The sequence below is a fragment of the Sulfolobales archaeon genome (genome assembly GCA_038897115.1).
GTDB lineage: Archaea > Thermoproteota > Thermoprotei_A > Sulfolobales > AG1 > AG1.
Map to the genome: position 1 here is coordinate 1 of JAWAXC010000012.1, position 22,927 is coordinate 22,927.

The window sequence follows — 22,927 nt, forward strand, 5'->3', positions numbered from 1 at the left end:
CAGAGTTTAGCCTTCACCCTACGTCTCCCAGAACGGAGAAGAGATGGTTAGATGCTATGTTTTTCTTGTTAGTGCTTCTACAAGTCTGTTTATCACTATATCTCTTAGGCTGTCCATGCTTGTTCTTAGCTGCTTCATATCAGCCTCTAGCCCCTCAACCCCTTTCTCAAGGGCTTCAACCCTCTTCTCTAGGAGCTCGATCCTCATTGTTAGGTTCTTCTCAACCTCCCCAATTCTTCTCTCAAGGTTTCTCCCAAGCTCTTCAACCCTTTTCTCGAGCATGTCCATCCTCTTCTCAATAAGATCCATTCTCCTCTCAATTGAGCTCATTCTCTCTGATAGGCTCTTCTCAAGAGCCTCCATCCTTGCCTTTAAACTTTCTTCTAGGCTTGCCATTCTCTTCTCAATCGCGTCCATTCTAGCCACTAGCGTCATCCTTGTAGCCTCCATCAATAGGAAGCCTACCTCCCAATCGCTTAGCTTCTCACCTCTAACGGCTCTATCAATGATCTTCTTAGCATATTCTGTAAGTATGGAGGCTATAACATCTATCCCGATAGATGCGACATGCTCAGCCATAATCCTCTAGATATAGATGCTATAAGAGTTAATAAAAAACATAGCCTCTCAATGTTTAGGTGACCTCAGATATGTCTAGAAAGCGGTATTATAAGATCGGGGTTTTAAGCCCGAGGCTATGGAAACTAATCTCTCCATGTCCTAGGAGGGCGAGGCTTCCAGTCATAACCTCGATCTGCCTCCATTGAGACCTCCGGATCATAGGTGTGGGGAACTTCTATATACAGGATATTTATCTAGCTTAGCAAAAACCCCTGGGGAACTCTTTATGAAGGAGCTTTAAGTAGTCAGGCTTTTAGCTCTAGAGTTTAATTATCGAGCTACCAGGTTCAACGTGTTTTAGAGCGGTGATCAGCTCTCTTCATGGTTGCTTGTGCCTGTTATTTTCACTATGTTTGTTATCTTGGGCAAGGCCTTCTCTCAACACTTGCCTATAGATCGCAGGTTCATTAGGTATAAAGTCTCTCACTTGCCAATGCCTCTAATGCTTTTAAACATCTATTATAGGTTTTGAAGGCTTTAATAAAATTACTAGTCCTTATCAATTAATTGCCTTGTGTTTTCATGTTTAACTTCTATAACATATTTGTCGATCATTCTCTCAATTATGGCTCTATATCTATTCACGCTCCTCTCCTTCAGCTCACACATGGAGAGAAGTCCAGAGAGTCTGATCGTCTCTGTTCTAGCTTCTTCCAGTTTCGTTGCTAGTTTAAAGTGTAGTGAGGCTTCGACTGAGGATAGTTCTAGGAGTGTTTTTAAGAGGTTCTCTCTGGTCTCTCTATTTTCTCCCTGGCTCCCTACTTCTCTAGGCATTTTTTAAAAACCTCCTGAAGGGAATATATTGTTTCGAGATCTTTCTCAACCTCTTCTAGCCTTCTTCTTAGATGTTCAATGCTTCTCCTCTTTTCCTCGATTCTTCTCAGAATGATCTCCTCGGGATCATTCATTAAGAGTATTCACCTTGTGATAATTATCTCCCATAATTTTTAAGTATCTCTTAACATCCTCTATCCTAGTAGTTTTATTTTCCTAGCATAGACTCGTCAATCTTGCTAACATCTTATAGCGATCCGTAGAGGGCGATGCCTCAATAATATAAGATAAATTTATTGATATGCTTTGCTTAATATCGGGATCTTTTGGATCTAAACACATTGTTGGATCGAAGGATCTTGGCAAATCTATATAATTTGATTAATAGGCTGCGCGATATATGGTGCTTATTATTTTCTTCTAGATCTCTATACGAAGATATTAGAGCTATCTGCGAAGATATAGATCCTTTTAAGATTTCTATAGCGTCTAGCCAAGCCCTGGCTTCATCCTCATATATAGGTCCTTTGAAGCGATAATCATGCTTCTCAACAAACCTCTCGGCATATCTTAGTATGGCTCTTAGCTTCTCGATCTGAATATCTATTAGTTTACCCCTGCTATGTTTGCTTAGCCTATTAATGATCATATAGAGGTGTTTGTAGCATAGTATCGATGATGAGGATAAGTATATAGCAATAGCTTCTTTGATGCAGTTGGTAAAGACGTTTACATATATCAATTCAAATTCATATATATAGCTACAGAGATTACAACCGCTCCAAAGCTTCCCAGGCTCTCGGAGCCGTATAGAGGCATCCTTACTATTGTTTAGCCTGTCTATATAATCTTTAAGCATATCAATATATATCAAGGTAGAGCCGAGTCCGTCTATCCCTGGAGATCTCTTTACAAAGTTAGCTAGCTTGAACGCATGGTAAGGGCAAAAACCATGACTTATCCTAATGTTCTCCCTTACAGAAGGATCGTTAACATTTTCATAAAGCAGATTCTCATAATATCTATCTTCAAGCCTATCTAAAAGATAGCATATCGGGCACCTCTTATCCCTGCTTCTCATTGCATCAGATATATTTATAAAGATCATTCTATCACATAGAGCGATATACCCACCTGCTATAAGATGTATAGAGGAGCTAATCAATTTTATTACATTAAGATAACTCCAGCAAAGCTACATAATCTAATAGCCACCCATAACACACAAATAATTCGGACTACAGAGAGCTATAAAGATCCAAACCAACATCTTTTTACTAAAGCCTTTCCTATCTGTTATGAATGAAAGCCCCATAATTTAGAGTGGGGATGAGGTTGGGCTACGGGAAACTTGTTTAAACAAGATATTTATACAATTTATCAGCGGAGGTTCATTAGATCATCTTTCACCGAGCGACAGCTCATCATCAATATCTATATTTCTAGGCAATCTTATAATTATGGCTTCTCAGCAGGGTTAGTTAGAGTTGGATAACGATGTTGTTATAGACCAGGGTATCTTTTAGCTTTTTAAAGATAACTTTTTTGGTGCCCTGGCATGAGGATCTATACGGATAGGTATATCATCACCCCAGGGCCTACTGAGATCCCCTATAGGGTTAGGCTTGCAATGGCTAGGGAGACAACTAATCCTGATCTGGATCCAGAGTTCCTCGATCTATATAATCGTGTTAGGGGGAGGGTTAAGGATCTCATATCTGCACAGAGATCTGATGTATATCTAATGGTTGGGGAGGCTTTGATGGGGCTTGAAATAGCTATTGCTAACATGGTTAGGAGAGGCGATAAGGTTGTTGTGATAGCTAATGGTGTATATGGCGAGGGATTCGCCGATATTGTTAGGGCATATGGTGGTGATCCTATCCTAGTCGCCTCTAATGATTGGAGGAGATCTGTTGATCTCGGGGATCTCGAGAGGGCCCTTGAGAAGAACAAGGATGCAGATCTTATAACCCTTGTCCACTGCGATACCCCCTCAGCCCTTCTAAACGATCTAAGGGGTGTTGCTAGGATCGCAAGGGATAGGGGTGCTTATCTAGTTGTAGACGCTGTTTCAAGCGTTGGAGGGGTTGAGGTTAAATTTGATGAATGGGGCGTTGATGTTCTCATCACAGGCTCTCAGAAGGCTCTGAACGCGCCAACAGGGGTTACCATAATGGCTATCTCTAAAAGGGCTTGGGATAGGATTGAGAGGACAGGCTATAGAGGCATATACCTCTCCCTCAAATCATGGAGGGACATGCTGGATGGCAAAGGCGTTTTCCCCTACACCATGAGCGACCCCCTGATCTATGCCCTTGATGAGGCTCTGAACATCCTATTTGAAGAGGGGCTTGAGAATGTATTTAGAAGGCATGAGCTTGCTAGAAAAGCCTCTTGGGAGGCCGCGGCATCCCTAGGCCTAGAGCCGTTTCCAGCCTCTATAGATGATTCATCACCAACTGTTACAGCACTGCTAGTGCCTCGGGGTGTTGATGAGGCTAGGCTTAGGATGCATATATGGAGGAAATATGGTGTCATGCTGGCTGGGAGCTGGGATAGGCTGGAGGGGAGGGTTCTGAGGATCGGGCATATGGGTATCCAGGCATCTAGAGGACATCTTATCCAAGCTTATACAGCCCTTGCAAGGGGTTTAAGAGATATGGGTCTCGATGTTAGCATCTCAAAGGCTGTCGAGGCTATAGAGGATGTGTTTAAATAGCTTTTCAAATCCACATATCTTTATAGTCTCTTCGCCCCCATAGCCTTAGAGGCTGTTGAAAGGGCTTTTATCTAGCTTTTGAAAGAGGTTGCAAGAGGATCTGGGTTAACTTGTTTATACTGCTCGGTCTACATGTGTTGTATTAATATATCTATTTGTGAAATATATTTTGGGGATAATTTGGTTAGGGTTAAAAAGAGTCTCGATGCTATGGATATAGAGATTCTGAAGATACTCTCTAGCAACTGTAGGGAGAAGCTCGAGGATATAGCCTCTAAGGTTGGTCTGAGCTCTCCCATGGTTAGGAAGAGGATCGAGGTTATGGAGAAGCTCGGAATTATAAGGGGCTGTGTTGCGAGGGTTGATATGTCCATGCTTGAGGGGGTGTCATCGAGCCTCGTGCTGATCAGGCATAGGGGGTCTTCTAAGCTTGCCGAGTCCCTCTATAGGCATCCAGCTGTGGAGAGGGTCTATATATCAAGGGCTGGGGATACAATAGTAGCCCTTGTAAGGGGTGTTGGTTCTGAGGGTGCTAGGGAGGTTATCGATATGGTTAGGAGGGAGGCTCCCGATGCTGAGATCATAGATGTTGATCAGATCTATGAGAAGCCCTGGGTGCCTGAGAAGCCAGGGATATCTATTATATATAGATGTGGATTCTGCGGCGGCGTTATAATCGGATCCCCCTATGTGCTTGAGCTGGGGGATGGGATAAAGACATTCCACGGCAAGGAGTGTGCAGAGGCATATCTCCAGAAGAAGAGGCTTTTACAGGCATAGCGGTGGACATGGATCAGAAGGAATATTAGGCTGGAACGCGGATAAAGTGATTAAGGGGGTTAGGAAAAATTCCAAGGTTCGAAGAGCTGACCGAGAAGATAAATAGGTTCCAGAGAGAGCTTGTAAAGCCATTCGTTGGTAGGGATGAGGAGACCAAGGTAGTTACTCTCGCACTCATGACGAGGGAGCATGCTCTATTGATAGGAGAGCCTGGAACGGCTAAGAGCGCCCTTATAAGGAGAGCCGCTGCCCTTCTAAACGCTAGGTTCTTCTCCTACCTCCTAACCAAGTTCACAGAGCCCGACGAGATCTTCGGCCCTGTGGATATAAAGGTTTTTATAGATGAGAAGAGGTTTAAGAGGGTGATCACGAGAACCCTGCTCGATGCTGAGATAGCATTTCTAGACGAGATCTTCAAGGCTAGCTCAAGCATTCTCAACAGCATATTATCGATTATAAATGAGAGGATATACTACGAGGCTGGAGCTGCGATAAGGGTTCCCCTGTGGAGCTTGTTCGCAGCATCTAACGAGGTTCCAGATGATCCGGAGCTTGCCGCGATATACGATAGAATGCTTTTGAGACACCATGTTAAGCCGGTGCCAGATGATCTCTGGAAGGATCTTCTGAACCAGGAGTGGGAGAACGAGAAGAGAGAGGATATCGTTGATGTGGAGCCTGTCCTCCTAATGCAGGATCTTATGAGTATAAGGGACGAGGTCTTTAAAGTAGATCTCGAGGGGATCAAGCCTAAGTTGATAAAGCTCTTCGCAATACTCGAGTCGAAGGGCATACATATAACGGATAGGAGGAAGGGTAAGACGCTTAAGGTGATTGCTGCGAACGCAATCCTAAATGGGAGGACAAAGGCGTTGGAGGAGGATCTTCTTGTGCTTAAATATGTAGCTCCAAGGGATATAGATGAGTTTGAGAAGGTGAATGTGATCCTTCATGAAGAGCTTAAAACCCCATATATGTATTTGAGAGAGCTGGAGGATATAGAGAGAAATGTTAAGGAGCTTATGAACTATATAAGCTCATTCCAAGCGAGCTATGGCTATGCAGAACCAATCACCCCAGGGGCTAGAACTACGCTATCTAGGTTCTACGAGGAGAGGCTCAACGAGATCTACAGAGATCTAGAGGCCCTTAGGGAGAGGGTATCAGCTATAATAATAGAGAGTGGGGATAAGAATGTCGAGGCATATGGGAAGAAGGTGATAGAGCTTATAAGTACTGCAATGGAGAAGATAAGGAAGAGGATAGAGTAGTGATATAATGCCAGGTATACTTGCTGGTATAAGATATGATGATCCTCTTGTGAGGTATAGAGGGGATAAGCTGGTAGAGATTGTTAAGAAACTCTCAAGATCTAAGAGGGCTGATACGATCAACACAGATCTTGGGATAGATGTTTTCTACCTCTTCTACCTCCCATTCCCCATACTAGTTCCTCCCAAGAAGGGCGAGCTGGATCCGTGGACAATGCTTAGATATATGATCGCGAGGGAGATCCTAAGCAGTGAGGAGGCTAGGAAGATAAGGTATTACACGATAGCCCACAGCGGTAGATCTATAATAGTGGGTGCCAGCTTCCTAGAACACCTGTTAAACGAGCTCAGCCCACAGCAAGGGGGAGGGGGAGAAGGTGGTGGGGAGAGTGAGAAAAGGGATCAGGGGGAGGGGGAGGGGGATGAGGGTGGTGATAGAGATAAAAGAGGATCTAGTATTAGGGATGCTATTAGAAACGCTCTTAGAAAGGTTGGGAACGAGCTAGAGAATATCTCCAAGCTAGAGCATCTCTCCATGGGAACCCAAGCAGGGACTGGATCTCTGTTGGAGATGATAGAAAACTCCAGCGATATCCTCAGGCTAGCTAGGAACACAGATGTTCAGAAGCTACTGGATAGCCTTAGCTTTATAGAGGATATGACCCTTAGATTCAGGAGGAAAACAATTAAATCACCTAAGGGAGAGGTTGTTGGCTATATAAGGGGTTCCCACATACAGAGGGCATCTAGATCCGAGCTAGCCCTTTTCGAGGATGAGGAGGCCAGCTGGGTTCTTCTATATAAGTGGGCAACTGGCAAGCTGATCCTATATGAGAAGGTTGTGAGACAGGACTACGGGCCCCTCTATGTTCTCCTAGATAAATCGGGATCCATGGATGGTGAGAAGATAAGGTGGGCGAAGGCAACGGCGATAGCTCTCTTTATGAGGGCTAGGAGGGAGGGTAGGCCATTCCTAATAAGGTTCTTCGACTCAGCACCATATAGCCTTATAAAGGTATCTAGATCTAGCAAGCCCGGCGAAACCCTGAGGCTGATGGACTATCTAGCTAGGATAAAGAGCGGTGGGGGGACAGATATAACGAGATCCATTATAGTTGCGTGCCAAGACGTCTCGGAGCTGAAGATGAAGGGCCTTGGAGAGCTTATATTGATAACAGACGGTGAGGATAGGATAGCTGAGAACATGGTTAGGAGGCATCTGAAGGAGAATAATCTAAGGCTAATAACTGTTATGGTTATGGGTGAGAACCCGGATCTCAGGAGGATCAGTGCTAAGTACTTCAAGGTAGCTAAGCTAAGCAATAAGGAGATGCTAGAAGTTCTAGAGCTATAGCTCAAGGGTTATAACTGAAAGCCTCGCCCTTCAGGGCGGGGAAGAGGTAATAGGTAAGGATAACCCCTATATCTGGATTATATCTCTGGATATCTTATCCAATATAATTACATCACCATTATCTAGGATCGCCACATCGCTCTCAACCCTGAGGCCGAAGCTACCTCTAAAATATATCCCAGGCTCCACCGTGAATACATTGCCCTTTTCAAGGATATCGCTTGAGTTTATAGATAGATAGGGTGGTTCGTGAACCTCTATCCCTATGCCATGTCCCGTTCTATGGAGTATATTCTCCTTCAACCCGTACTCTGTTAGGCAGCTCCTAACCCTAAGATCTACTTCAGAGGCTCTCACACCTGGGGATATAGATGATATGGCTTCTGAGAAGCATGTTGATAGCTGTGAAAACCTCTCCCTAACCTTATCTGGGATTGGGCCTAGATGGTAGAGCCTTGTGAGATCCGATATATAGCCCTCCACAGACACCCCTAGATCTATTAGAACTAGATCCCCATATGCTAGTCTTCTATCACCTGGTATATGGTGTGGATTCGCTGTGTTCTCGCCAAACGCTACTATTGCTTTGAATGCCTCGTCAAAGCCCATCGAAGCTATTATGCTGGAGAGCTGTGATGCTAGAAACTTCTCTGTAATGCCAGGAGCTAGGATCCTATAGATCTCCTCAAAGATATTCTCAGCAGCCTTTACAGCCCTCCTTATAACCCCAACCTCATATAGGGATTTCCTCGCCCTTAGATCCCTAAGGATCTCTGATGCTAGATATGTAGATATCGGTGATAATATTTCTCTGAGGTATAGGTAGATCTTGAGATCCATTGTATCCTCGAAAGCACCCCTCCTACCATATATCCTAAGCCTTCTAGCAGCCCTCTCGATAAAGGTGCTAACGTCATCGGAGTCACTCCATATAAGTATATCCATGTACCCCCCAGCCCAGCTAGGTATATTAGCTAGCCTAGGTGCTATGAGGATCCTCTCTCCATCTGAGTTCATTAGAAGCAGCATTAGCCTTTCATAGCTCTCCTCAGAGAAGCCCGCTAGATATCTGAAATTGGGGGATGGGGTTAAGGCTATATAGTCGATACCCATCCTCCTCATAGCCTCTGAGGCAGCTCTAGCCCTTCTCTCAAGCTCTCTAGCTATCTCCTCTGGAGCCCCCACTCCTTCGTCCCTATACACTCTTACCAATCATTTTTAATATATTCGTAATAAGCCATAGATCCTCGATGCTCTCTTGATAAACGCCTTTAGCTATAGATATGCCTATTTTTGATCTCCTATATGTTCTCGATATATATCTTTATAAGTCTCTATACAGATGTATAAGCATGCCTCCTACGGATATATCGGGCTTATAAGGGGATTATGCCTGTATTCACATATCTTCTCTGGCTGGGATTACCGTGTTTTTAGCAGAATCTCTAGGTATCTATCTAATCCCCTTTGATGTGTATCCTTTTATAAGTAATATTTATGTAATATTCCATATTGGTGTATCACTTGGAGCTCACCCTCTTGGGCGAGGTCACATCTATAGTTAGGGATCAGGTGGTTGTGAGGATAAGAGATCCTCTTAAGATACCATCTATAGGTGCTAAAGCCATTCATAAGCAGTCGGGGAAGGTTATAGGGGTTGTGAACGATGTTATAGGCCCTGTATCCTCTCCATACGCTGTGATCAAGCTTGGTAAGGATGCCTCGGTGGGGGTCGGGGACGAGATTCTATATGAGGTTAGGAGGAGATCTAGATGAGCACAGATATAGAGGGTAAAATAGATCTTAGCGAGCTACTGGCTAGAGGAGAGGTTATATACGACTATGATAGGGGCGAGTATATAGATGTTAGAACAGGCCTTGTGATAGAGGAGAGCGTCGTATCCCTTGGAAAGGAGTGGAGGGAATATAGCCCAGAGGATAAGATAGCTAGGAGCAGGGTCGGCCCCCAGCTAACCCATAAGGTTCACGATGCGGGCCTCACAAGCTATATAGATCCTAGGGGCTCTATTGGGAGGAAATATAGCAGGCTCAATACAGCTACTAGAAAACCAACTGACTATAGAGCTAGGAAGGAGGTGGAGGCAAAGATGATTATGAATGATGCTGTGGCAAAGCTAGGGCTTCCAGACTTTGTTGCCGAGACAGTTGGCATGATGATCAAGGAGGCTTCTAAGGAGAATCTCCTGAGGAGGAACACCCTAGCCGCAACTGTTGGGGCGATGATAGCGGAGGTATGCAAGATCTATGGAATACCCCTCGAAATTAAAAGGCTTAGAGAGACCCTAAGGATAGATGAGAAGAGCCTACACAACGCAACGAAGAAGCTATCCTGGGCTGGGATATTTAACGAGCTTAAGAGGAAGAGTAGGGAGAAGGGGGATCCCACCTCGAGATCGCCTATGTCTCCAGCAACATATATACCGAAGATCGCCGGTTCTCTAGGCCTCAGCGATGATATAGTGGTTCTCTCAAAAAGAATCCTCGATGTACTTATAAAGGTAGACCCGACATCTGCGTCTGGAAAGAACCCTGAGGGAACCGCAGCGGCCTCGGTATATCTAGCATCGATAATCCTAGAGAATAAGAGGTCTCAAAAAGCAATGGCAGATCTTCTGGGGATATCTGAGGTAACGATAAGAAATAGGTATAGAGATATAGTTGATAACCTGGATATTATAATCTATATATAATTATTAAAATAAAAAATATTTTTATCGATATAAAAATCTCTGATCTACCATACGATGAATGGCGCCTCGAACCTATGCCTCTTACCAGTCTTCTCTATCCTTGCCGGTACTCCGTAATATACTTGTGAGGCTCCGATCCATGATTGCAGAGGCCAGTTTCCTAGTGAGGGATCAAACATTTCTACCACATTAGGTGTTACTCCATTGAATCTCCATTTATCAATGGATAGCCCCTTCTCATAGTAATCGCTTGGGCTCTTAGTAAACAAGATCTTTTTCACTGTTTCAGGTAGCTTCTTCACAGGATTCACAGCATCTTCTGGGATTATAGCTTCACTTGGAAGCTCTTCTACTAACTTGGATAACTCGCCCTCAAGCTTGAAGTAGCTTGGCTTCTTTATAACGGTATCTGCCCATCTGCCAAGTCCATATGGAACGTGAATTGTTCCAGGAGCTGTTGTTGCCTCTACAACAGCTGGAGCTTCGATATATCCTGCTGGTGTTACGATTCTAATCACATCTCCGGTCTCGATACCTAGCTTCTCAGCATCTACAGGATGTATCACTGCGAAATTTTCTGGGAGGATCTGTCTTATCCAGTAATAGAAGGTGCTTCTATGCTTAGTGAGTAGCGGGCCTGTTGAGAAATATAGCAAATATGGATAATCCCTCTCGGTATAGATAGATCTAATTGGTGTTCCATGTAACCATCTATCCTCTTTAGCGATAGAAGCAGTTATGGGGGCATATGTTGCTGGTGGGAAGTATCTGGGGCCTCCCCAGAATGGCTCGCCGGTAATGCTGTTCCTAGTCTTTGCCAGCTTATCGTTCCAGAATCTCAACACCTTATCGCCTGGCACACTTCTTCTAGAGATCCCTCTTTTGTCAAAGCTATCTTCATAGCTTACAAAGACCCCGCCTCTGGCAAGGCTATACGCTATATATATCCACTCATCCCTTGGAACTATATCCTTGAACCTAGCTATTGGATAGTTCTTCTCAACAAACTCTATATCCTCGGAAGGCACGTTCTCTGGTATTATCTTCATATCTTTTGCATGTATGGCTGCGTTAGCAAAAGATCTGAGTATAAATTCCCAGAAGCAATGCATTGAGAAAACCTTGCCCTCATGCACCCTGCCCTTGGTACCTGGTATAGCGTTGTCTCCATAGCCAGGCATGCCAAGGGCCTTGCCAATATCTATAAAGAACTCCCACATCGAAGCATATCTTGGATGACCGTTGGGGCACTGTCCTATGTATTCTGTTAGTGGCATTATAACAGGGCTTCTCCATCCCTCAGCAATCATAACACCGGCTCCGCTTGCATAGAGATATTGGATCCCATTTGTACCTGTTTCTAGATATGTTGTGTCAGGAACTATATAATCTGCGTAGAGAAATGTTTCGTTAATAGTTGTTGTTATCCCTATGAATAATGGTATCTTAGAGGTATCCTTAAGAACCTCTATGAATTTAACACCGTAGTTAGCACTTAGCACAGGGTTTGCGTAGTAAAGTATGAGAGCCCCGATCCTGTAGGGGTATCCCTCGGCAGCTCCAGCAAAGAACTCTGTATAGGATTCCTCAGGTGTATGTGGATACCAGGGCCTCTTAGCTGGATAGGGCTTCTCGCCTCTCTTTACCCTAAGCCAGTATTCAAGGGTATCCTCATAGGCGTATCTATGTCTATCAATAGGTGGTCCCCATATGGTTGGTGCTTCAGGCGGTGGTACGAGTGTATATATATAGTTTGTATATGCTGTTGTGCCAGGCCTCCCCAATAATCCTCCTTTTCTATGGAAGTTCCCTATAAGCGTATCCAGAATCCTATATGCCCATGTATTGTACTCTCCATTCGGATGCATAGCGACTCCTCTATGTATATAGGTCCCTGCATATGGTGCTGCTTCGGCGAAGTCCTTAGCCATTAGCCTAACCTTATCAACATATTCGTTAAACTCTCTGGATCCCCTCTTATATGGGCTTACTAGCTCGAGCCAATCCTCGAAACTCTTTGAGAAGACATAGTCCTTAAATATTTTGAAAGCACTTATAACCCTGACATTCTCACCTGTCTTAAGCCTGACAACCATTTCCACCTCTAGATCTGCGAAATCTGTTTTATCATATGTGAGGAGCTTTCCTTCAACACTCACTACTGGTTTATCAGCATCTTCAATCCCCACATCCCGAGCCTTTAAAAACTCACCAAATCTGGGATGCCCCTCCTCAAATATGACGAGCCATGTTGCATTTGTATGCACTGGATAGCCGAGCTTATTAGCTGATGCTATATTGGGTATTCTCAGAAACTCCTCATTATACCACCGATTCTCTATTAAAACCCTAGCCACAGCTAATGCTAGAGCAGCATCATGGCCTGGCTTAACTGGTATCCATATTATATTACCTCTAGCCTCTGTTCTAGGTGCGTGTGGATCCACATAGTATAGCTTTAGATCTCCCTCAGCAGCCCGCTCAACAAGGATACCATGGCCAGTTGCTCCTGGATGAACCCTGCCAAGGCCTATACCTGCTGCAATAACTACTTTGGCACTGACTACATCAACCTGAAGGTCAGAATATCCACACCATAGATAGTTGCCTGCATAATATCCTAGCTGGCATGCTGATGTATGCCTTAGCCAATTAACACTACCAAACGCTGTGATCCATCTGGATGTGAAGAAATCAGCATTATCCTGCCCCCTACCCCTTATATAGACTACCATGTTAGCTTTAGTTCCTAGGTCTGGTCTATCCGGATCTATTAATATATCCTCAAGCCTTAAACCCCTTTCTCCAAGTATCCTCGACCATTTGGATTTGAAGTCGTTGATCGCTTTAACGAGATCTTCATAAGTCTTAGCGGGATCCTTAGCAATAGCTAGGATCACATCTACGTCTTTCTTCATATCAGATAAAGTTTTAACTGGATCTAAACCTGCTTGTCTCAGTTTACCAGCAACATAGAAGTCCCTCAGCCCAGGTAGCCTCTCACCAGTTTCCTCGATTATCCCTCCCTCAACTATTTCTCTTATCAGCTGCTCCCATGTTATAGCCTTCCACTTACCACTACCCCTAGGCCCAGCCCTCTTCAGAGGCTTAATAACCCTATATGGATCATATACATAGTGTATCCCATCCTGCCCTCTAGGACATAAAGTTCCATGCCATCTAGACATTGCCTCCTCAATAGAGGTTCTATATGCCAGGGGCGCGAGTCTATAAACCCTATTGTTAAGGGCTACAGCTCTATTGTATGGGTGATACGGATTACCCTCTATCCTCTCAATTACCTCTATACCTCCATAATCCACCACTCTAGCTTTGATCCCGCATCTAACGTTACATCCTAGGCAGGTTGAGAGGACATATCTAACATTAGATCCAGTGTTGGGATCTGGCTGTACCTCTACATACTTAGGCCTAACTATCTTCTCTATAACGGGCCAGTATGTGGCTAGACCAGCACCAAGCAGGGCTACCCCTACAATGCCTTTTATAAGCGTTCTCCTATCTAGACCTTTACTCATATCCCCCACCCCCGAGCTTCTCTAAAACAACGCTTCGCAGGGGAAGTATGAGGGATATTATGAATGCTATGCCTATGAATAACGCGAATAGAGAGATTATGGGGAGCTCCTCTACAAGATCTATATGGGCTGGGAAGATCGCAAAGCCTGTTTTAGAAACCTGCTGTATGGTTACCGCATATATCCATCTATCGATGATCACAGCTAGGAACCCTATTGCTGAGGCTAGCGGTAATGTTGAAGCCTTCTTCATAGAGTATAGGGCGATGATCATGGATGATACGAGTAGAGCGATTGATATGGCGATCAGAGGTTCCGATACATTTATGAGGGAGCTAACTACAGGCATGCCTGAGAGCATTACGGAGATTCTGAAGTATTCGATAAGCTTCACAGCTATAGATGCGAATGCAGATGCTGCGAGGATAGTTGCTAGGGAAGTGCTTAGAGGTATTCTAATAAGGGCAGATGCTATTGAGGTTATGAAGATCGCTGCTATCAGGCTCCCAAGGAGATATGTGATTGGGAGTAATGGGTATATATTATATAGCTGTAGCTTAGCCTCTGCTGTGAATAGAAGTCCTGGGAAGTACATGGCCCATACAAGGCCGAGTATAAGGAGGAGAACCGCTGCTATTCTGGCTACACCATAGTATTTCTCGTAATCAGCCTCGCTCTTTAGGCCGAGAGCTAGTAATCTTCGGAGGCCTCCCTTAGAATATAGATCTCCTGAGAGGATCAATAGAGTCGTTAGAGAGAATACTATGAAAGTCACGGGCCATAGCAGGGCAAATATAGCTATGGGAGCTATGCCGGGTGTTGAGCTTGTTGGAAGTATATGGGGTGAGAGGAAGATCTGGATCGCATGATCAGGCCTCCTAAGATCTGCTAGAGGGCCGAGGAGGAGGACTAGATATGCAGATACCCCTAGTATATTCATGAGAGGTACATACCTTAGTAGAGGCTTATGACGAAGAATCACTGCTAAGCTGGTTATTATAGCTAGCCCAGATGCTATGGCTATCAGCAATGTATAACCAACTATCACAGGCTTCCAGATTATGGGCTCGACAAATTCATTAGGATATGCATATCCCTCGGGGTATGAGGGCCAGCTCCAACTCATAGATTCGCCACCCCCGGTAGATCTCTATAGAATATCATAGGCCTCGTCCCATATTCAGGCTTTAGAACCTGGACCGGATTCTTCTCAACTATTTTCGCTAACTCGCTTTTTCCATCATTCAGATCTCCGAAGACCCTAGCCCCTGTTGGACATGCCTCAACACATGCAGGTAGCTTCCCCATATAAATTCTATGGTTACAGAATGTGCATTTATCAACAACACCTGTCACGGGGTTCATATATCTAGCCCCATAGGGACATGCGGTTACACATGCTCCACATCCTATGCATTTCCTGTAGTCAACCAAGACAATGCCGTCTTCATTTACATATGTAGCCCCTGTTGGACATGGCTTAACACATGGAGGGTTGGCACAATGATTACACTGCTTAGGTACAAAATAGATAGTGCCGTCCTCTCTCACATGTCTCTCTATCCATGTCCTAAACACCCCTACAGGCACATTATTCTCTGCAGCACAAGCAACCATACATGCATAACATCCATAGCACTTAGATACATCTATATACATCGCAAAACGCCTCCTAGCCCTTTGAGCCTCAGCCTGAGTAGTTGAGAGGGAGCTGATCGCTACAAGCGCTACCGCGGTTTTACTAGAGACAGCCAAAAATTCTCTCCGCGTCATATTTACCATTAAGTCACCCTCCATAGAATACTATTCTTTTTCCCTTAAAAAATCACGTGAGAAACCGATATTCTTTTTTAATAACTCCGAGATTATTATAATTTTTTCTATACATATATGTGGATATACTAAAAATCATAATATATTATTTGATTTTAGGCACTGCTATAAACTACCTAACCAGGGATATAGATATGTATATAGATTTATCGATCACTATTAGGTTTTATATTTCCAGAATTAACACCGCTACCCTGAAGTCTCTATAGACAATATGATGTTGAAGCTTAGGTATTAATAAAAGACATAATCAAAGCCAACTCTAAATTAGAAACAGAGAGCTTATGAATATTTAAACTATTTTTAGACTCTAGTCTTTAAGAGGGGCTATGTGTTTTATAAAACCTGATATTAGAATTATTGAGATTATGTACCAATTAGCCTTTCAAAATCCTAGATCTTTGATTATAAAGAAGGCGCATGGATATATAAGCCTCACACATTTATATGTGATGAAATATGGCTGGTGATATAGAGAGTATAAGATCCCAAATGTATCTTGCGCTTGTACTTATGTTTCTTAAAGAGCCTAATGCTCTGAGAGGTGGAAAAGATCTGGGGTTGGATCTATCTGATTGCGATACCAACTCTTTGAAGGCCTCTATTCTAAGAGTAGATCTAGATCCTGTAACAAGAGGGCTTATTAGAAGTGCTATCAGGGAGTTTTATGATAACTATGGTTATATCGCCATGAGTGATCCAGATAGCTTGGTGACAATGCTAGCATTTATGGCCCAGCTTTCAAAGCGAAGAGATAGAGAAGCTCTTCTAGCTCAAATTAGATTTCTAAACGTACACCTGATACCTCTTATCAAGAAAGCTATAGAGCTAGGGACATGTCCACAGCTCAAGGAAGTTCTTAGATTAATCGAGGAGGATGTAGATATACTCAAATCTATGCTGGATAATACTAGTACTGATACTGACTAAATATAGGATAGATCTGTGATCTATGCTTCAGCTACTTGAATATTCAGTAGCTATATCGATGGAACATATTTCCTTATATTAGCTCTGAGAACATATTATATTGAGGGATCGATATGGATGGTGCTATGATAGCGTTTATAATAGCTATATTGATAATAGTTCTACCCTTTCTCGCAGCATCTATAAAGATTGTGAGGGAATATGAGAGAGCCGTGATCTTCAGGCTTGGAAGGCTTAAGGGGGCTGCTGGCCCAGGTATATTCTTTATAATACCCATTGTTGATAAGCTCTTCAAGGTGGATCTTAGGATAAACACTGTTGACTTTCCAAAGCAGAATGTGATTACCAAGGATAATGTGAGCATCCTTGTTGACGCCGTTGTATACTATAGGGTCGAGGATCCTGTGAAAGCTGTGGTGAGGGTTGCTAACTATAACTACGCTGTGATCCAGCTTGCTATGACGACTCTAAGGGATGTGATAGGTACTGTGGAGCTCGACGAGCTCCTAGCACATAGGGAGGAGATTAGCAAGAGGATCCAGAGGATCGTTGATGAGATCACAGAGCCTTGGGGGATAAAGATTGTTGCCGTGACTATAAAGGATATAGTGCTCCCAGAGGATCTTGTGAGGGCTATATCTATGCAGGCCCAGGCTGAGAGGATTAGAAGGGCTAGGATCATAGAGTCTGAGGGGGAGAGGCAGGCCGCTGCTATAATAGCTGAGGCAGCAAAGATCTATGCTAATAATCCTATAGCTATTAGGCTTAGAGAGCTCCAAACACTTGTGGAGGTTGCTAAGGAGAAGAACATGGTCCTCATAGCAGATACACTGAGATCCGATCTCTCGAGCCTAGCATATCAGTTGGCAGCGGCATCACTAGGAAAAGGCGCCCAGGAGCAGGGCAAGCAGCCATGAAGAGGATCCTCTTAACCCATAGAGATTTTTACATAGCATCACTAGCGCTCATATTTATAACACTAGCCATAGCCATACAAGCTATAGTAGCTAGCGCCCAGCCCCAAGGCGGGCAATATGTTGTTAAACAGGCTATTGTAGCCACTATAAGGGGTACTGTGGATCAGGGGATGAAGAGATATATACAGGATCTAATAGATAGGGCGTACAAAGAAAACGCAGCATTGATACTAGACGTCCAATCCCCAGGAGGCTTTCTAGGAGATACAATGGATATAGCAGATGCTATATTCAACTCAAAGGCGCCAGTGATTGGATATGCATCGGGAGATAGCTTTAGCGGGGCAACCCTCATATTGGTTCCTGTACACATCTTAGCCGTGAACCCCAGAGCCCTTGTTGGAGATGCCCAGCCAGTAACGATAGACCAGACTGGGAGGCTTGTACCAATCACGGAGCCTAAGATAATCAATCCATTGGTTAAGAAGTTCACAGACTATGCATCCCAGAGGGGTAGGAACTCTACCTTAGTTGCCATGTTCATACTCAACGCCACTGTGGTAAATGGTGAGGAGGCTGTTAGGCTACACTTCGCAGATCTAACTGCTAGCAGTCTAGACGAGCTGGTTGAAAAGATAAGGGGTAGGGTTGTAAATACAACAGCCGGTAGCTATAGGCTGGAGATAGATAGCATATCACAGGCCGGTGATTGCTTCAGCTGCAGGATCCTAAGCTTCTTCTCAGACCCAACTGTTAGTAGCATCATGCTCACCATAGGGATATTCAGCGCTATATTCGCCATATCCTCCGGCCACCTAATAGCCCTCCCAGTAGCCCTGGTATTCATAATACTAGGGCTGGTTGGTGCAGGGCTCCAAGTTGATCTACTGACCATGGCTTTGATCTTGATAGGAGCATCATTCATAGTGGCAGGCTTCGCAATAGGGCATGCAGACGGCGGGATCCTGATGACAGCCGGGGCTGTTATGATAGCCCTTGGAGCTGCCCTGCTACCAGTCACGGGGAGGGAGATCCTTATAGCTGGGTCAAGCGGCTTTCTAACCACAATATATGGCTTCTCCCTAGGCGTGGGAATAGCCTCAGCAACTGTGGGCGGTATTGTGGCTTGGCAGCTTGTCCTGCTTAGGAGGAGGAGATCAGAGATATTCGAGATCGTGGGTAAGGAGGGTGTGGCTAAAGAGGATATAGAGCCTGGTAGAGAGGGCTACGTTCTTGTCGAGGGAGAGCTCTGGAGAGCAGTGTCTAAGGAGCCCATAAAGGCTGGAGACCCTATAGTCGTTATAGGTAAGAAGGGCTTCCTCCTAGAGGTTAAGAAGAAGACATAGCAACACAGATGGGATCTAGCTGTGGGCTGTGGAAACACTCTAGAGCTCCTTGCAATGAGGATCATAGGGTGCTCGCTATGCCCGAGGCTCTCCAGATATAGAGTAGAGGTTGCGAAGAAATATAGCGGGGAGAGCTTCTGGTCCAAACCAGTACCGGGCTATGGAGACCCGATGGCAAGGGTATTCGTAGCCGGTTTAGCCCCAGCAGCTAGGGGCGGGAATAGAACTGGCAGGGTTTTCACAGGGGATGAAACTAGCAATAACCTTATGAGAGCTCTATACGATGCTGGCTATGCGAATCAGCCATACTCAATCTCGAAGGATGATAGTCTCATCCTAAGAGATATATATCTAACAGCCTCCGTCAAGTGTGTTCCTCCGGAGAATAGGCCTACCAAGGAGGAGATTCTGAACTGCTCCAACTACCTGGTAGAGGAGATAAGGATCCTAGGGAGAGCCAGGGTTTTCATAGCCCTTGGAAGGATAGCCTGGGAGGCTCTGAAACACGCGATAGGCATAGCGCTGGGAGCATCTATCCCGAACTATAGATTCTACCATGGTGCTGAGTATATGGTTAACACTATGCTGAGGGGGAGCGTATGGCTTATAGCCTCTTACCATCCAAGCCCTAGGAATATGAAGACCGGGAGGCTCTCCCACGAGATGCTTGTTAGCATCTTTAGAAGGGCTAGGGAGCTAGCTGATCTTTATCCATAGGGCTAGACCCTTTGATTCTCGGTAGAGCAGCAGCCCTTGCCTCTCCAAGGGTTTTTAGCTGTAGCTCGCATGACTTGCATATAGCCCTCCCAGGCGATGTTGGCTCGCCGCATATGGTGCATTCCCCCAGCTCGATCCTCCTATCTACTTTTGATGGGTTGAACGTTACGTCGAACCATTCTAGCAGCCTTAGCATTGTCCCTGGTTTTCTCGACTCTATCTCGTAGATCATATCCCTTATCCTGACCCTGAGGGATGGGAAATACTCTAGATAGGGGCATTCAACCTCCTGTGGCTTGTAACCTGCTAGATATGCGTATTTAGCTGTCTCCCACTCATAGATCTTCCTCAGAGGCTTTATCTTGGGTATGAATAGCTTGGATAGCCTTGGTCTTAGTGGGTGGTTCATGTAGAGCCTATCTATATCCCCCCTCATAATGTTTATCAATATAGTCTGTGCCTCGTCATCCAGGTTATGGGCTGTGGCTACCTTATCATATCCAAGCTCCCTCGCAACTATATTTATACTCTTCCTCCTATGGATCCCACAGTATGTGCATGGCGATATCTTAACGCCACCCGCAATTGATCTTTTAACCATATCATCCACCGAAGCACCCCAGAGATCTTTTATCGAGACTATATGGATCTCAACCCCCCTTTCAGAGGCATACCTCTTGATCTCCTCGAGATGCTCAGCCCTGTTATAACCCTCTATACCCTCCACAACCGTTACCCCTCCCAGCCTAGAGGGATCGTAGATCTGGGATAGTATGTCTAGAAGCACAAAGCTATCCTTACCGCCCGAGACCCCAACTAGGATCCTCTCACCATATCTTATCATATTATATCTGAAAATCTCCCTCGCAACCCTAGCAACTATATTCGATATAAAGCAGGATCTGCAGAGCCTATAGCCGGTATGGGGTTGATGCACAACGGCCTCTCTAGAGCCACATATTGTGCAGCGCGGCATTCCTACCTAGTGGTATAGGCTTAGAAGCAATATAGAGTTGCTTAGACACCTAATACGGAGGTGCTGGGTGTCACCAAAGGTAGATCCATCTATATGGGCTAGGGATAGGGATAGGGCTTATAGAAGGATGATCAGGGATCTATATATAGGCTATCTAGACCCTGGTGTGAAGGACATACTAGAGGATCTATTTGGGATGGATGGTTATTATCCGACTAGCTCATGCATAGGGAGGATCGTTGCTATAGATGCTCCAACACCTTGGAGGAGGAGGGATTCCCATGTAGTTATGAAGAAACACTCAGAGATCATGGTTGAAGAGGTTGAAGAGCTATTGAGGATCCCGGTGATAAACATATTATGGCTAATAGCGAGCGGCCCCATATTCCATGTAATAGCTAGAACACCTAGGCATGCCCTCGCACTTCTGAAGAAGGCTAGGGAGGCGGGGTTCAAGCATAGCGGGTTACTAGCATCGAGTAGAAGGGGGTACCTGGTGGAGCTGGTCACAGGTATATGGGTAGATATTCCGATCAAGACAGCTGATAGGATCCTTATAAACAGGTCAGAGGTTAAAGCGATAGTGGATATGCTTAACAACGCATTGAGGGAGGGGAGGGAGAGGCTATTATCTCTAAAAAAGATCTTGAAGGAGCTAGCTCTCTCGACATCTAATCAATAGCTATGAGAGTTACTGTTCTCACAACACCCTCTACCCTGTGGATTCCCTCAACCACTATCCTCTTAACCTCCTCCAGATCCCGAGCCTCCACCTTGCATATAACATCATATTCACCAGTTACAGAGTGGGCCTCAACAACCCCTTTCAACGCTCTAACCTTGCTCAGCACATCCCCCACTCTACCTACCTGAACCTGTATAAGGACATACACGATCATTTTGAGCCCTCATATCCAATTTCTATGGGGAGGTAAAATATTCAGCCCTATAGGGATCGTATTTTCTCTATAAACCTCCTAGCCCTCTCCAGATCCAGGGGTTTCCCGGCTTTGCCGCCCTCCCTAATATATGATCCCACTATAACCCCGTCTGAATATCTAGCTAGCTTCTCTATATTCTCAGGCGATGCCCCGCTCCCAACTAGGACGGGGACTGATGAGTTCTTCTTAACAATCTTTAGAAAATCTATAGAAGGGGGCTCCCCTGTTCTCAGCCCCGTGACTATTAGGGCGTCGGCGCCTCCCCTTTCCACATAGTCTCTAACTAGCTCCCCTAGATAGTCCTGGAGCCCCTCAGATGCTCCAACCCTTCTAATCAATGCCTCAGACTCTATTATTGATAGCACGTAGTTCAGGCTAACAGCGTGTTTAACAGCTATGTCAGCATATACCTTGACCCCAGGGTAGTTCCTCCTTATAGTCGAGAGTCTGGGGGCCTCGGGCTCTATGATCCCTGAATCCGATACTATGGTCTCGATCAGAGAGTTAACCCTTATAAACCTAGCTCCAGAGGCAACTGCTATTGAGTATGCCTCTCTCCCAGAGTTCCTCAGCATGTTAACGCCAACCTCCAGAGATGTTGATCTCACAACTTCCCTCACCACAATGCTCATAGATGATATTGCAAGGGGGTCTAGAACCCTCTTCCTATACGGGTGATCCCTGAAGTTCTCCACGATAATGGCATTGTATCCAAGCCCTTCGAGGATCTTTGCTTCTGAAGTAGCCCTCTCAACTATCTCCTCAACACCGTGCTCAGCCCTCGAAGCTATATATGGTAGCCTCGGGAGATGAATAACAGCTATAGCCCTATAGATGGCTAAACACCATCCACAGTTCTCCTATGAGAAATTTAACCGCCCTAGTGCTTTGAGGATCTCGTAAGATCCTTTAGGATGATTGTTGAGCTATATATACTAGCTATTCCTCAGCTGGTTGGATTTTAAAGCCCGAGCCCGGGGATTAATTTTCTGCGGTAGCTCATTATATGTTAGGTATGTTATTTGGAGAGATCCTCCGGATCTTCTGGGATCTCGATTAAGTTGAGAAGCATTGTGGAGGGCCGTGTAGAGGCTCCTATAGTGGTTGTTGATGACTATATATCATTCCTAGGAGAGCTAGATCCTAAGAGGGGTGTTCTGAGGAAGAAGGGCTATGAGGGTGTAGAGGTTGCAGGTAGGATCCTTGTGTTTAGAGGCTCTAGAGGCTCTACAGTAGCCCCATATATAATATATTCTGCCTGGAAGAGCGGTGTCGCCCCTGCAGCTATGGTTGTGACTAGGGCTGATCAGATAATTATAAGTGGGTGTGTGATAAGCAACATACCCCTTGGAGAGGCACGTGATCTCGATGTCTCGTGGCTTAAGAAGTACTCTGGGAGGAGGGGTTTTCTAGATCTTGGTAATCGCGAGGGCGAGTTAGTGATTTTATAGATTTTATAGAGATTATTGGTTATATCCTTATGCTCTGTATCTCA

Annotated in this window: 23 protein-coding genes; 12 read left to right on the forward strand and 11 right to left on the reverse strand. The window is 44.8% G+C overall.

The features are described from left to right. Positions 1 to 54: 54 nt before the first annotated feature. The 4 genes from QXE01_02865 to QXE01_02880 all read right to left on the reverse strand — a co-directional run bounded on the left by QXE01_02865 (position 55) and on the right by QXE01_02880 (position 2,503). Positions 55 to 579 carry a hypothetical protein gene (locus tag QXE01_02865; GenBank protein ID MEM4970177.1) on the reverse strand — a complete coding sequence of 175 codons (525 nt, stop codon included), beginning with the start codon at positions 577 to 579 and terminating at the stop codon, positions 55 to 57. Positions 580 to 1,110: 531 nt separating this feature from the next. Further along, positions 1,111 to 1,395, reverse strand: coding sequence for a hypothetical protein (locus tag QXE01_02870; GenBank protein MEM4970178.1), 285 nt, complete (start codon positions 1,393 to 1,395; stop codon positions 1,111 to 1,113). Beyond that, positions 1,380 to 1,529 (reverse strand): hypothetical protein, encoded by a 150-nt coding sequence (locus QXE01_02875; GenBank protein MEM4970179.1) that lies wholly within the window; start codon positions 1,527 to 1,529, stop codon positions 1,380 to 1,382. Before QXE01_02875 ends, QXE01_02870 begins: the two co-directional genes overlap by 16 nt. A 176-nt stretch (positions 1,530 to 1,705) precedes the next feature. Beyond that, positions 1,706 to 2,503, reverse strand: a complete 798-nt coding sequence (locus QXE01_02880; GenBank protein MEM4970180.1) for a DUF6062 family protein — start codon at positions 2,501 to 2,503, stop codon at positions 1,706 to 1,708. Between the two features lie 450 nt (positions 2,504 to 2,953). On the opposite strand from QXE01_02880, the gene QXE01_02885 reads away from it, so the two are divergent. From QXE01_02885 to QXE01_02900, 4 genes are all read left to right on the forward strand, one after another. Continuing rightward, on the forward strand, positions 2,954 to 4,117 hold the full coding sequence (locus QXE01_02885; GenBank protein MEM4970181.1) for an alanine--glyoxylate aminotransferase family protein: 1,164 nt from the start codon (positions 2,954 to 2,956) through the stop codon (positions 4,115 to 4,117). Positions 4,118 to 4,297: 180 nt separating this feature from the next. Continuing rightward, positions 4,298 to 4,897, forward strand: a complete 600-nt coding sequence (locus QXE01_02890) for an Lrp/AsnC family transcriptional regulator (protein ID MEM4970182.1) — start codon at positions 4,298 to 4,300, stop codon at positions 4,895 to 4,897. A gap of 98 nt (positions 4,898 to 4,995) precedes the next feature. Next, positions 4,996 to 6,168 carry an AAA family ATPase gene (locus tag QXE01_02895; protein ID MEM4970183.1) on the forward strand — a complete coding sequence of 391 codons (1,173 nt, stop codon included), beginning with the start codon at positions 4,996 to 4,998 and terminating at the stop codon, positions 6,166 to 6,168. Between the two features lie 7 nt (positions 6,169 to 6,175). Continuing rightward, a complete protein-coding gene (locus QXE01_02900) occupies positions 6,176 to 7,522 on the forward strand; it encodes a hypothetical protein (GenBank protein ID MEM4970184.1) in 1,347 nt (448 codons plus the stop codon). Positions 7,523 to 7,588: 66 nt separating this feature from the next. On the opposite strand, the gene QXE01_02905 is transcribed toward QXE01_02900, so the two are convergent. Further along, the gene (locus tag QXE01_02905) at positions 7,589 to 8,725 is read right to left on the reverse strand and encodes a Xaa-Pro peptidase family protein (GenBank protein MEM4970185.1); all 1,137 of its coding nucleotides are present in this window, start codon (positions 8,723 to 8,725) and stop codon (positions 7,589 to 7,591) included. A 321-nt stretch (positions 8,726 to 9,046) separates the two neighbouring features. Between QXE01_02905 and QXE01_02910 the strand changes: the two genes are divergently transcribed. Together QXE01_02910 and QXE01_02915 are read left to right on the forward strand one after the other, a co-directional pair. Then, positions 9,047 to 9,298 carry a hypothetical protein gene (locus QXE01_02910; protein MEM4970186.1) on the forward strand — a complete coding sequence of 84 codons (252 nt, stop codon included), beginning with the start codon at positions 9,047 to 9,049 and terminating at the stop codon, positions 9,296 to 9,298. Next, positions 9,295 to 10,233: a hypothetical protein gene (locus QXE01_02915; protein ID MEM4970187.1), complete on the forward strand. Its 939-nt coding sequence runs from the start codon at positions 9,295 to 9,297 to the stop codon at positions 10,231 to 10,233. The genes QXE01_02910 and QXE01_02915 overlap by 4 nt, the downstream gene beginning before the upstream one ends. 44 nt (positions 10,234 to 10,277) lie before the next feature. On the opposite strand, the gene QXE01_02920 is transcribed toward QXE01_02915, so the two are convergent. The 3 genes from QXE01_02920 to QXE01_02930 are packed head-to-tail and all read right to left on the reverse strand — an operon-like array spanning position 10,278 to position 15,527. Then, entirely contained in the window at positions 10,278 to 13,772 is a 3,495-nt protein-coding gene (locus QXE01_02920) for a molybdopterin-dependent oxidoreductase (GenBank protein MEM4970188.1), read from the reverse strand. Further along, on the reverse strand, positions 13,765 to 14,898 hold the full coding sequence (locus QXE01_02925; GenBank protein ID MEM4970189.1) for a hypothetical protein: 1,134 nt from the start codon (positions 14,896 to 14,898) through the stop codon (positions 13,765 to 13,767). The genes QXE01_02920 and QXE01_02925 overlap by 8 nt, the downstream gene beginning before the upstream one ends. Next, positions 14,895 to 15,527 (reverse strand): 4Fe-4S dicluster domain-containing protein, encoded by a 633-nt coding sequence (locus QXE01_02930; protein MEM4970190.1) that lies wholly within the window; start codon positions 15,525 to 15,527, stop codon positions 14,895 to 14,897. Before QXE01_02930 ends, QXE01_02925 begins: the two co-directional genes overlap by 4 nt. A 537-nt stretch (positions 15,528 to 16,064) precedes the next feature. On the opposite strand from QXE01_02930, the gene QXE01_02935 reads away from it, so the two are divergent. The 4 genes from QXE01_02935 (at position 16,065) to QXE01_02950 (ending at position 19,515) form a co-directional block, all read left to right on the forward strand. Then, the gene (locus QXE01_02935; protein MEM4970191.1) at positions 16,065 to 16,535 is read left to right on the forward strand and encodes a hypothetical protein; all 471 of its coding nucleotides are present in this window, start codon (positions 16,065 to 16,067) and stop codon (positions 16,533 to 16,535) included. Positions 16,536 to 16,648: 113 nt separating this feature from the next. Next, positions 16,649 to 17,452, forward strand: coding sequence for a slipin family protein (locus tag QXE01_02940; protein MEM4970192.1), 804 nt, complete (start codon positions 16,649 to 16,651; stop codon positions 17,450 to 17,452). Then, positions 17,449 to 18,798 (forward strand): NfeD family protein, encoded by a 1,350-nt coding sequence (locus QXE01_02945; protein MEM4970193.1) that lies wholly within the window; start codon positions 17,449 to 17,451, stop codon positions 18,796 to 18,798. Before QXE01_02940 ends, QXE01_02945 begins: the two co-directional genes overlap by 4 nt. Before the next feature lie 21 nt (positions 18,799 to 18,819). After that, positions 18,820 to 19,515, forward strand: a complete 696-nt coding sequence (locus QXE01_02950) for a uracil-DNA glycosylase (GenBank protein MEM4970194.1) — start codon at positions 18,820 to 18,822, stop codon at positions 19,513 to 19,515. Here QXE01_02950 and QXE01_02955 read toward each other — a convergent pair. Next, positions 19,487 to 20,491: a TIGR00269 family protein gene (locus QXE01_02955; GenBank protein MEM4970195.1), complete on the reverse strand. Its 1,005-nt coding sequence runs from the start codon at positions 20,489 to 20,491 to the stop codon at positions 19,487 to 19,489. The two genes, QXE01_02950 and QXE01_02955, sit on opposite strands and share 29 nt — an antisense overlap. A gap of 67 nt (positions 20,492 to 20,558) precedes the next feature. Here QXE01_02955 and QXE01_02960 point away from each other — a divergent pair, with 67 nt between their 5' ends. Beyond that, positions 20,559 to 21,173 (forward strand): hypothetical protein, encoded by a 615-nt coding sequence (locus tag QXE01_02960; protein MEM4970196.1) that lies wholly within the window; start codon positions 20,559 to 20,561, stop codon positions 21,171 to 21,173. On the opposite strand, the gene QXE01_02965 is transcribed toward QXE01_02960, so the two are convergent. Further along, positions 21,163 to 21,390, reverse strand: coding sequence for an Lrp/AsnC ligand binding domain-containing protein (locus QXE01_02965; protein MEM4970197.1), 228 nt, complete (start codon positions 21,388 to 21,390; stop codon positions 21,163 to 21,165). The two genes, QXE01_02960 and QXE01_02965, sit on opposite strands and share 11 nt — an antisense overlap. Positions 21,391 to 21,437: 47 nt before the next feature. Next, positions 21,438 to 22,268, reverse strand: a complete 831-nt coding sequence (locus QXE01_02970; protein MEM4970198.1) for a BtpA/SgcQ family protein — start codon at positions 22,266 to 22,268, stop codon at positions 21,438 to 21,440. Between the two features lie 186 nt (positions 22,269 to 22,454). Between QXE01_02970 and QXE01_02975 the strand changes: the two genes are divergently transcribed. After that, positions 22,455 to 22,883, forward strand: a complete 429-nt coding sequence (locus tag QXE01_02975) for a DUF126 domain-containing protein (protein ID MEM4970199.1) — start codon at positions 22,455 to 22,457, stop codon at positions 22,881 to 22,883. Positions 22,884 to 22,927: the final 44 nt, after the last annotated feature.